The 9,630-nt window shown below is 68.7% G+C and carries 6 protein-coding genes and 1 tRNA gene; 5 read left to right on the forward strand and 2 right to left on the reverse strand.

What is annotated here, in order from left to right; translation table 11 throughout:
* Positions 1 to 1,584: 1,584 nt before the first annotated feature.
* The 3 genes from V2J85_RS38510 (at position 1,585) to V2J85_RS38520 (ending at position 6,439) form a co-directional block, all read left to right on the forward strand.
* Positions 1,585 to 2,241: a YeeE/YedE family protein gene (locus V2J85_RS38510; protein WP_330824175.1), complete on the forward strand. Its 657-nt coding sequence runs from the start codon at positions 1,585 to 1,587 to the stop codon at positions 2,239 to 2,241.
* Positions 2,241 to 2,657 (forward strand): YeeE/YedE family protein, encoded by a 417-nt coding sequence (locus V2J85_RS38515; RefSeq protein ID WP_261956231.1) that lies wholly within the window; start codon positions 2,241 to 2,243, stop codon positions 2,655 to 2,657. The genes V2J85_RS38510 and V2J85_RS38515 overlap by 1 nt, the downstream gene beginning before the upstream one ends.
* Positions 2,658 to 4,339: 1,682 nt before the next feature.
* On the forward strand, positions 4,340 to 6,439 hold the full coding sequence (locus tag V2J85_RS38520) for a D-alanyl-D-alanine carboxypeptidase (protein WP_330824176.1): 2,100 nt from the start codon (positions 4,340 to 4,342) through the stop codon (positions 6,437 to 6,439).
* A 501-nt stretch (positions 6,440 to 6,940) separates the two neighbouring features.
* Here V2J85_RS38520 and V2J85_RS38525 read toward each other — a convergent pair.
* A complete protein-coding gene (locus tag V2J85_RS38525; RefSeq protein ID WP_330824177.1) occupies positions 6,941 to 7,327 on the reverse strand; it encodes an NUDIX hydrolase in 387 nt (128 codons plus the stop codon).
* Between the two features lie 3 nt (positions 7,328 to 7,330).
* Here V2J85_RS38525 and V2J85_RS38530 point away from each other — a divergent pair, with 3 nt between their 5' ends.
* Positions 7,331 to 8,053 carry a tyrosine-type recombinase/integrase gene (locus V2J85_RS38530; RefSeq protein ID WP_330824178.1) on the forward strand — a complete coding sequence of 241 codons (723 nt, stop codon included), beginning with the start codon at positions 7,331 to 7,333 and terminating at the stop codon, positions 8,051 to 8,053.
* 85 nt (positions 8,054 to 8,138) lie between these two features.
* On the opposite strand, the gene V2J85_RS38535 is transcribed toward V2J85_RS38530, so the two are convergent.
* Positions 8,139 to 8,212, reverse strand: a tRNA-Thr gene (locus V2J85_RS38535).
* Between the two features lie 179 nt (positions 8,213 to 8,391).
* Between V2J85_RS38535 and V2J85_RS38540 the strand changes: the two genes are divergently transcribed.
* Positions 8,392 to 9,528 (forward strand): ABC transporter ATP-binding protein, encoded by a 1,137-nt coding sequence (locus V2J85_RS38540; protein ID WP_261956235.1) that lies wholly within the window; start codon positions 8,392 to 8,394, stop codon positions 9,526 to 9,528.
* The last annotated feature ends 102 nt before the right edge of the window (positions 9,529 to 9,630 follow it).

The following is a 9,630-nucleotide window of genomic DNA, read 5'->3' on the forward strand; positions in this document are numbered from 1 at the left end:
CATGCGACGCGGTGACGCGCGACTGTCAGATCTCCATCCGGAGCGTCATCTCTGCATCCGGAGCATCATCGCGCTCCGGCATTCTTCGGTGCAGCGCGCCCGCGGAAAGCGGACGAGGATGAGGATGAGGTCGTCGGAAGAAGCGGGTGCTTTCACGCAGAGCGCCGATGACGTTCGTCGCGAGACCCGGGTGTCGGTGCCGGCTCCGCGCTCGGCGTCACTCGGCACCCCGGTGTTCTGAAATCCGGGTTCTCATGGCCCGATAACCAACGCCGTGGACTCGAGGCGCCAAAAGCGAGCACTCTCGGATGGTTATCTCAGGCCGGGCTTTTCGCCCAATCGATGAGCCGAGCCCACCAGCCGCTCCGCGACCGATCCGGTGGACTTCCCGAGCCCCCGGGAGCGTGTGTGCGTCGCGCCACCCCGTCCTGTCGGGCTGGTGCCGATTCCGATCGAGTCGGCGCCTCCACTGCGCGCGCACGCTTGCGTTCCCCAGGCTCACACGTGCACCGCTGAGCAGCTGGTACACCCATGAGCACTTGGTCCACATGCCTCCCGCACCCCTCATAGGTCAACTTCCGGCACGACGGACAGACAGCACGTTGGCACATGATCGCCTCCATGAGTTCTTCGTTCGATATCCACGATATTCACGCCATCACCACAAGAGACTCCAGAATTTACAACCCCTTCAGAAACATCTGCCTCACACCCGCGCGGACGGCGCCCGCGAAGTCGCATCACGACCCGAGAAGCCTCGCCCACGGTCGCAATTCATCCGGACATGAGAGGCAGACGCCGCATATCCGTCGCGGAGAGTATCTCACCAAGTAGTGCCAAGTGACCTGTTTGAAAAAGATCCCTGAGTTGCTCGGGACGCCGAAACAATGGTTGCATCGCGCCCGGTCGAGAACGGGAGGCACCGCGCCTTATTTTCATTGCCCATCACCGCATTGCTTTTGAGGCCGTCGACCGGGCACAGCAAGGGCAGGAATCGAGAACGGCAACCACTCTCCCCGAACGGGTGGTGCGCCGGTCAGAAGGGAGCAACGTGAGTTGCTCGCATGCCACAGGATGCCCCCTTTTCCCCCTACTCAGGGCGAGCTTGCAAGGTTGGCGCGAGTACTACTGCGACAGCGCAGATCGATGGCTCGGCTGTGCGCGCTACCAGATGTCACTCACCGGCGAGCGCGTGCCGATCAGCCTGCTACCCAACGGAGTCCGCGCGCGACACCTCGAAGCCCCGGCCGAGGCGGGCCGATCCGGCGCCGCCGGCACGGCGGTGACCCCCCGACAGTCCCCGCCGCCACGACCCGCTCCGGCGTCGCCGGAGACCGCGTCCCGGCCCCGGCCGGCACCGGCCCGGCCACGTGAGCGGTCACGGCCAGGGCCTGCAACCGCACCACCGGAAGCCATGGACCGGTTCGGGGCACCACCTCCGCCAGCAGCTGTCCGGCATGACCAGCCGTCACCGCCCCCACAGGCTCTCCGACCTTCGGACAGCCCCGCTCGACACACCCGGCAGGCGCGCGGCTCGAAGCGCGGCTGGTGGGCTCGATTCGCCGATTGGATGAGAGGACCCGCATGAGCACCTACTGGCCCTGGTGGGCGGGCGCTGTCGGGCTCGCTCTGGTCACCGTCAACCACACCCTCATCACCGATCGGTCCCTCGGGGTGTCGGCCGCGTGGGATCGCGTGCTGCACTGGCGTCGCGAACGCCAACTGGAGCGGATGGACGAGGAGTTCGCCGACGACCAAGCTCTGGCCGAGGCCCTTGCCGCAGCCACGGCGGAGCACTTCGGCACGGACACCGGCGCGCCTACCGCGCCGCAGGTTCCGCACGAGACGTCGCAGCCGCTCGAAGCCGACGCCGAATCGGCGGCGAGCGAGCGCCCGGCGGCCACCAGCCTGCGCCCGGCCCCGCTGGTCACTCAGGCCGCCCTGCTGATGTCGATCTTCCTCGGTGGGTTCATCGCCGCGGTCACCTCCGGGCGGTTCCACCTCCGCTACGACATGGGCCCGGGTTTCCGGCACCTGGTCACCGCCGATTCGACCACCATGATCGCCACGCTGTTCGTGGGAGGTGTGCTGGTCGGCTTCGGCACCCGGCTGGCCGGTGGGTGCAGCTCCGGCCACGGACTCAGCGGCTGCGGCCGGCTGCGCCCGGTCAGCATCGTCGCGACCGCCGTGTTCTTCGGCACCGCCGTCGCGGTGTCGTTCCTCCTGTGGAAGGTGATCTGATGCGCACCCGAGGCGCGATCCTGCTGGCCAGCATCATCACCGGACTGGCCCTCGGCTACACCGTCACCAACATCGGTTTCGGCGACTACGCCGAGCTGAACCGCATGTTCACCTTCCAGGACCTGCGCATGTTGCTCTCCTTCGCGGGTGCCGTGGTGATCCTGGTGTGCGCGTTCGCTCTGCTGCGGGTCCGCCGCACCCCAGGGCGCATCCACGCCGGCGTGATCCCCGGCGCGGTGTTGTTCGGTACCGGCTGGGCGATCTCAGGCGGGTGCCCGGCGATCCCGATCATCCAGGTCGCCAGCGGATACCTGCCTGCCCTGATCACCATCGTCGGCGTCATCGTCGGCATCCGGTTGTGCCGTTGGGCCAACGCCCGGTACTTCCACCTCGACCGCGGATCCTGCGGGCTGTGACCCGGCACCCCCGCCGCGTCGTCCGCTGCGGGAGATCCTCGGGCGCAGCCGGATCAGCATGACCACGCACGCCTACGCACATGTGGCGCAGGACACACAGCGCGAGGCGATCAGCCGCACGGACAGGCCGCCGGAGCGACGGATCGCTCGCGAATGATCGCCGACGCCGTTGATGTCGCCCATGGATGTCGATGGACGTCAGAAGCCCCGGGCCGCCAACTGGCCCGGGGCTTCTTCCCTGTTCACGTCCAGAGCCCCTGTCGGATTCGAACCGACGACCTTCGCTTTACAAGTGGGGTCGAATCCTTGATCGAGGGCGTTCACATCTGCCGGGTGGTGCTGTTCTTGCCGTTCAGCGCCACCCGGTCTGATGCTGGGTCCGGCTTTCAGCGCCGCGTGTTCGGCCGTCCGCTCACGCATCGCTCACGCAGGAAGAGGGTCGGCACAGCGGGATTGTGAACCCAAGACCTCTTCGGCTCTGTCTCGGCGCGCCACGCCCACGTCACCCCGTCATGCGCCGACGCCTCATACATTGCCTTTCCGGCGATTGCCAGATCGGCGTCAGTGTGAACCTGGTGTCCGACCGCGCCTCCTCAGCCGTCGACTGACGCCTGTTCCTGCCCGAGAGCTGGGACGACGCCAAGAACACCGACGATGCGCGGCCGGCCGAGGCGATCCGCCGGGCCAAGGCCGCCATCCCGGCACCGAGCGGCACCGGGAAAAGTGGCGCCTGGCCCTGGACATGCTCGATGAGGTCCGCCGGGACTGGGGCTGCCCGATCTGCCGGTCGTCGCCGACGCCGCTACGGAGACGCCACGGGCTTTCGGGAGGGCCTGACCGAGCGCGGCCTGCCTACGCGTTCGCGGTCAAGGCCACCATCATCGCCCACCCGGGCGACGCCATACCGAGCGCCCGCCGCATTCCAGGCAGGGCCGCCCTCTCACGAGCGCCTACCCGAAGCCGCACACCACCACCCTGCGTGCGCTGGCCCCTGGCCGCCGGAAAGGTGGCGCCCCACACCGTCTCCTGGCGCCAGGGCCGCAGAGCCACCAAGCACCATCCCGACGCCGATCTCACATTGGCCTGTCGAGTGCGCGTGGTGGTTTCGTGGGAACCGGTAGGTATGTCCTTTCGTCTAGCACGTGGGTGAACCCAGGCAAAGCCCTCTGTGGGTGCAGGTGCGCAATCGCGCGACGATCACAGAGGACACTGGCTAGACGTTGAGTGAAGTCCGGACCTTGAAGCGTGTTGGCGCTTGAAGCGCTACAGGTGTACGGCGCGGAAATTCTGAGGAGCCATCGGTGGCGGGCGAGTCCCCCGACATGTCGGAGCAGCGGAGCGGCCTGCGGCAGGCTTCGGGCGCGGGTACCGGTGCCGGTCGGCCTGCAGCCAGGGCCGGTACGGGTGTTGCCGGCGGCAGGGACAGTGGTTCCGGCGCCGTCGCCGCTGACGGCGGTCGGGGCGAGGGGCGACCAGCCGGTGCCGCGGCCGGAGACGGTGCGACCGGCGCTGCCGGTTCGGGAACCGGGGGTTCCGGGGCGGCCCGACAGAGCGCGGACGGCGACCGTCCGGATCCAAGGCTGGCTGTGCGTGACGGCGCGGCCGGTGCCGCCGGCAAGGCCGGCGGGGCGCCTGCGTCCGCGTCGGCGAAGGCCGGTGACGGCGAGGGCACCCAGGCATCGATGGAAGCCGACCGAGCCGATAACCACGAGGGCACCCAGGCATCGACGGAGGCCGACGGGGCTGATAACGGCAAGGCTGGTCAGTCGGCCGGGCCCGCGAAGCCCGGCGCCACCGGTAGCGGCAAGGCCGAACAGGACACTGCTGCCTCCGGCGCCTCGAAGGCCGGCGCCGCCGATGGCGCCAGTGCGGCCGAGGCGGGTGCGGCGTCCGGCGCGGCAGGCGACGGCAAGGCCGATCAGGCTCCCGGGAAGCCCGGCGCCACCGGTGGTGGCAAGGCTGACCAGGCGACCGCGGTGTTCGGTGCTGTGAAGTCCGGCATCGCCGAAGGCGGTAAGGCCGAGCAGGCCACCGACAAGCCCGGCGCCGCCAGCAGCGGTAAGGCCCCCGAGGGCGAGGCCAAGTCCGGGCCCGAGGCTGCCTCCTGGGGGGCCGGTGCAGACGGTGACGACAAGCCCAAGGAGGACTCCCGGCTCAAGACCGCCGTCGCCGAGGCCGAGGGCGACAGCGACGGCGAAGACAAGGCGGGCTCGGTCGATCAGGCCACCCAGCTGCTTGCGGCCCCCAAGCCGGCGGCGGCCGGCTCCGCCGACCAGCCCACCGGGCTGCTCAAGGCTCCCGCCAACCCGGACTCCGAGTCCGAGCGCACCAGCCAGTTCATCCCGCTGAAGAAGGACGACGCCCCGGCGCCGAAGCCGCTCAAGGCCCCCAAGCCGGAGGCCAAGCCCAAGGCGAGACCGTCGGCTCCTCCGAAGCCGGCGTCAGCTCCTCCCGCCGGCTCTCCGGCGGAGCCTCAGGCTCCGCTTGACCTGCTCGCCCATCTGACGAACACTCCGCCCCCACCGGAGACTTTGGTGCGCACGGTGGTGCGCCGGGTGAAGATCTGGACGCCGCTGGTGGTGCTCCTCGGGATCATCTTCGTGGTCGTGCAGACGATGCGCCCGCTGCCTGACCCGAAACTGGCGATCGCCGGCAAACCGTCCTCCGTCTTCGAGGGCGACACGCCGTCGCTGTCCTGGCCCCCTGAGGGCCAGGCGATCGTGGACGTCGACGGCCTCGGCCGGGTCGGCTCCTACGGTGAGATGAAGCCGCTGCCCATCGGCAGTGTGGCCAAGGTGATGACGACGTACATCATCCTGCGTGACCACCCGCTGAAGAAGGGTGAGGACAAGCCCCTGATCGACGTCGACCAGAAGGCCGAGGACGACTTCATCAACGGTGTCAGGCAGAAGGAGTCGGTCGTCGAGGTCCACAAGGGTCAGAAGATCTCCGAGAAGGAGGCCCTCCAGGCCGTCATGCTGCCGTCCGCGAACAACGTCGCGCGGCTGCTGGCCCGCTGGGATGCGAGCACTGAGGCGGCGTTCATCAAGAAGATGAACGACACCGCCAAGGAGCTCGGCATGACGAACACCACCTACACCGACGCGAGCGGCCTCCTGGAGAGCACCGTCAGTACGGCCGAGGACCAGGTGAAGCTGGGCAAGAAGGCGATGCGGGACCCGGTCTTCCGGGAGATCTCCAAGGCGACCGAGTACCACTCCACGACCGCCTCCGGGAAGGGCAGCGGCCTCGCCTACCAGAAGACGCAACGCAACTTCAACAAGCTTGTCCCCATGTACGGCGTCGTCGGTATCAAGACCGGTTCCACGACCAAGGCCGGCGGCAACCTGCTCTTCGCCGCGGAGAAGAAGGTCGGCAGCTCCACGCAGCTGATCATCGGCGCGGTCTTCGGGCAGCACAAGGCCCCGATCATCGACACCACCACCGCCTACAGCAAGCAGCTCATCCTGGCCGTGGGCAAGGTGCTGACCACCAGCACCGTCGTGAAGAAGGGCGCGGTCGTCGGCCACGTCGACGACGGCCTGGGCGGAACGACCCCGCTCGTGGCGACCCACGATCTGACGGCGGTCGGCTGGCCCGGCCTCAAGGTCGACCTGAAGCTCACCGCCGGGGGCAAGGCCCTCCCGCACACGGCGAAGGCCGGTACGCAGGTCGGGGAGCTGACCGCGGGTGGCGGCATGGGTGAGGTGAAGGTGCCCGTGGTGCTGCAGAAGAACCTCGCCGAGCCGTCGTTCGGCGCGAAGCTGACACGAGTCTCCTGACGGGTGGACATGGGCCGGGCCCCGGTACGCGCTGGCGCGTTCCGGGGCCCGGTTGTGTTGCGGGGGCTCAGCTGCAGTGGCCCTGTGTGGGTTCTCAGCAGTCTCCGGCGAACTTCACCGAGGCATTGTTGTTGTACGTGTTCTTCAGGGGACCCGAACCGGGGAGGTGGCTAAAGCCGTGGAGCCGACCGCCCCCACCCCCGGCCTCGTCTTTCGCCCCTTGTGGGCGCGGGCGGCGACGGCGCGCGGCCCGGTGACGAAGGCGAGGAGGGCGGCGCGGCGGCGACGGCCGGCGCCGCCGCGCGTGCGTGGCACCTCTGATCTGTGATCTGACTGCTTGCAGTTTCAGGAGGCCGGGAACGTCAACGCCCCTACGTCAACGTGCGGTGCACTCCTGAAGTGCCCCTACCGTGGGGCCGGGGAGCGAGCGCAGCGAACCTTGATGAAGTAGGGAAAGTTCTATCGCGCCGGCGTCAGTTGCTTGATGAAGTAGGGAAAGTTCTATCGCGCCGGCGTCAGTTGCTTGCCGTCGTGGCTTCGTACGTGAGGGCCCGCTCCGTCCAGGGCGTCCAGGAAGCGGAGCGCGTAGACCTCGGACATGGACTCTGCCACCTCGTCCGGCGTGAGCCAGGTGACTGCCGTCGCCTCGCTGGAGGTTCGTTCCTCGCCGCCGACCGGCTTGCAGCGGAAGACCAGGGCGACGATGCCGCGCGTTGTGTTCTTGTAGACCCCGGTGAGCTCGTCGACCTCGACGTGGATGCCCGTCGCCTCTACCTCGTGCCCCTGCTCGGTACGAAGCGGCTGGAGACCCTCGGCCCGCGTCACGTCCGGGTGTTCCTCGCCGAGGTCGCCCGCAAGTCCTCCCCCGCCACGGCCAAGGAAGCTCACCGCGTGCTCCGTACGGCCCTGACAGCAGCCACCCGGGAGGAGTTGGTCACGCGGAACGTTGCCTCGCTCGTAGAGGCCCCCAAGGTCGTCAGCCGCGAGACAACGCCCTGGACGCTGGACGAGACGCTGACGTTCCTCGAAAAGGCCCGTCGCGATCCGCTCTACGCCGCCTTCGTCCTCGCCATCGCCATGGGCCTGCGCCGCGGTGAGGTCCTCGGGCTGCGCTGGTCGGACGTGGATCTCGACGGCCGGGTGATCCGCATCAGCAACCAGGTGCAGCGCATCGGCGGCGAGCTGTACCAGGACACCACCAAGACCGGGAAGATCCGCCCCGTACCACTCCCCCTGATCTGCCTGGCCGCGCTCCGCTGGCACCGGCTCCGTCAGACCCACGAGGCAGAGAAGCGGGGCACCGCGCTGAGCTCAGCCGGCCTCGTCTTCACCACCCGCTCCGGTCGCCCCGTCGAGCCGCGGAATCTGAACCGCTCCTTCTCCCGGCTCACGGCCTCGGCGGGCCTCCGCCCGATCCGTCTGCACGACGCCCGGCACGGCTGCGCCACCCTGCTCACCGCGGCCGGCGTGGCTCCGCGCGTGCTGATGGAGATCCTCGGGCACAGCCAGATCAGCATGGCCATGGACGTCTACACGCATGTGGCGCAGGACACACAGCGGGAAGCGATCAGCCACATGGACCGGCTGCTGAAGCGGCGGATCGCTCGTGAGTGATCGCTGACGGCGTTGATGTCATCCGTAGATGTCAGAAGCCCCAGGCCACCAACCGGCCAGGGGCTTCTTGCCTGTTCAAGCTCAGAGCCCCCTGTCGGATTCGAACCGACGACCTTCGCTTTACAAGAGCGGTGCTCTGACCAGCTGAGCTAAGGAGGCGTGCCGGAAGAAGTGTACCCAGGCGGGCCGGGTGCGGGGCTCCTCAATTTGATGGGGCCGGACTACTGACACCGGGGGCCGCCGCGGGTAGCGTCACGGGGAAGTCCGCATCAGTGGACTACACCACTCCTTTTACTCGGATCGTCCGGCACGTTCCTGCCGGTGAAGGGACTCTCACCATGGCTACGGTCACCTACGACCAGGCAACCCGGATCTACCCGGGTTCCGACAAGCCCGCCGTCGACAAGTTGGACATCGCCATTGAGGACGGCGAATTCCTCGTCCTGGTCGGCCCCTCCGGATGCGGCAAGTCCACCTCCCTGCGGATGCTCGCGGGGCTGGAGGACGTCGACGGAGGCGCCATCCGCATCGGGGACCGCGACGTCACCCACCTTCCGCCCAAGGACCGGGACATCGCCATGGTGTTCCAGAACTACGCGCTCTACCCGCACATGACCGTCGCCGACAACATGGGCTTCGCGCTCAAGATCGCCGGCGTGCCGAAGGCCGAGATCCGGCAGAAGGTCGAGGACGCGGCGAAGATCCTGGACCTCACGGAGTACCTGGGGCGCAAGCCCAAGGCGCTGTCCGGTGGTCAGCGGCAGCGGGTCGCGATGGGCCGGGCGATCGTGCGCGAGCCGCAGGTCTTCCTGATGGACGAGCCGCTGTCCAACCTGGACGCGAAGCTGCGCGTGCAGACCCGTACGCAGATCGCCGGGCTGCAGCGCCGGCTCGGGATCACGACGGTCTACGTCACCCACGACCAGGTCGAGGCCATGACCATGGGCGACCGGGTCGCGGTCCTCAAGGACGGGCTGCTCCAGCAGGTCGACTCGCCGCGGAACATGTACGACCGGCCGGCCAACCTCTTCGTGGCCGGGTTCATCGGCTCGCCGGCGATGAACCTCGTCGAGGTGCCGATCACCGACGGCGGGGTGAAGTTCGGCAACAGCGTCGTACCGGTGAGCCGGGAGGCGCTGACCGCGGCCGCCGACAAGGGTGACCGCACGGTGACCGTGGGCGTCCGCCCCGAGCACTTCGACATCGTCGAGCAGAACGGCGCCGCCGCGAAGTCGCTCTCCAAGGAGAGCGCGGACGCCCCGGCCGGTCTCGCCGTCACCGTCAACGTCGTCGAGGAGCTGGGCGCCGACGGCTACGTGTACGGCACCGCGGAGGTCGGCGGTGAGGTGAAGGACCTGGTCGTCCGCGTCAACGGCCGCCAGGTGCCGGAGAAGGGCGCCCGGCTGCACGTCGTGCCGCGGCCGGGCGAGACGCATGTGTTCTCGACGTCGTCCGGGGAGCGCCTGTCCGACTGAGCGGGGCTGAGCCGGACTGAGCAGCCACCCGGAGCGGGTGTGCGTGTGAGTGGTGGCGGTGACGGGTAGGACCCCGCCCCCCCCCCCCGGCCGTGCCCGCCC

Origin of the sequence: Streptomyces bugieae (assembly GCF_036352915.1) — a bacterium.
GTDB lineage: Bacteria > Actinomycetota > Actinomycetes > Streptomycetales > Streptomycetaceae > Streptomyces > Streptomyces endophytica.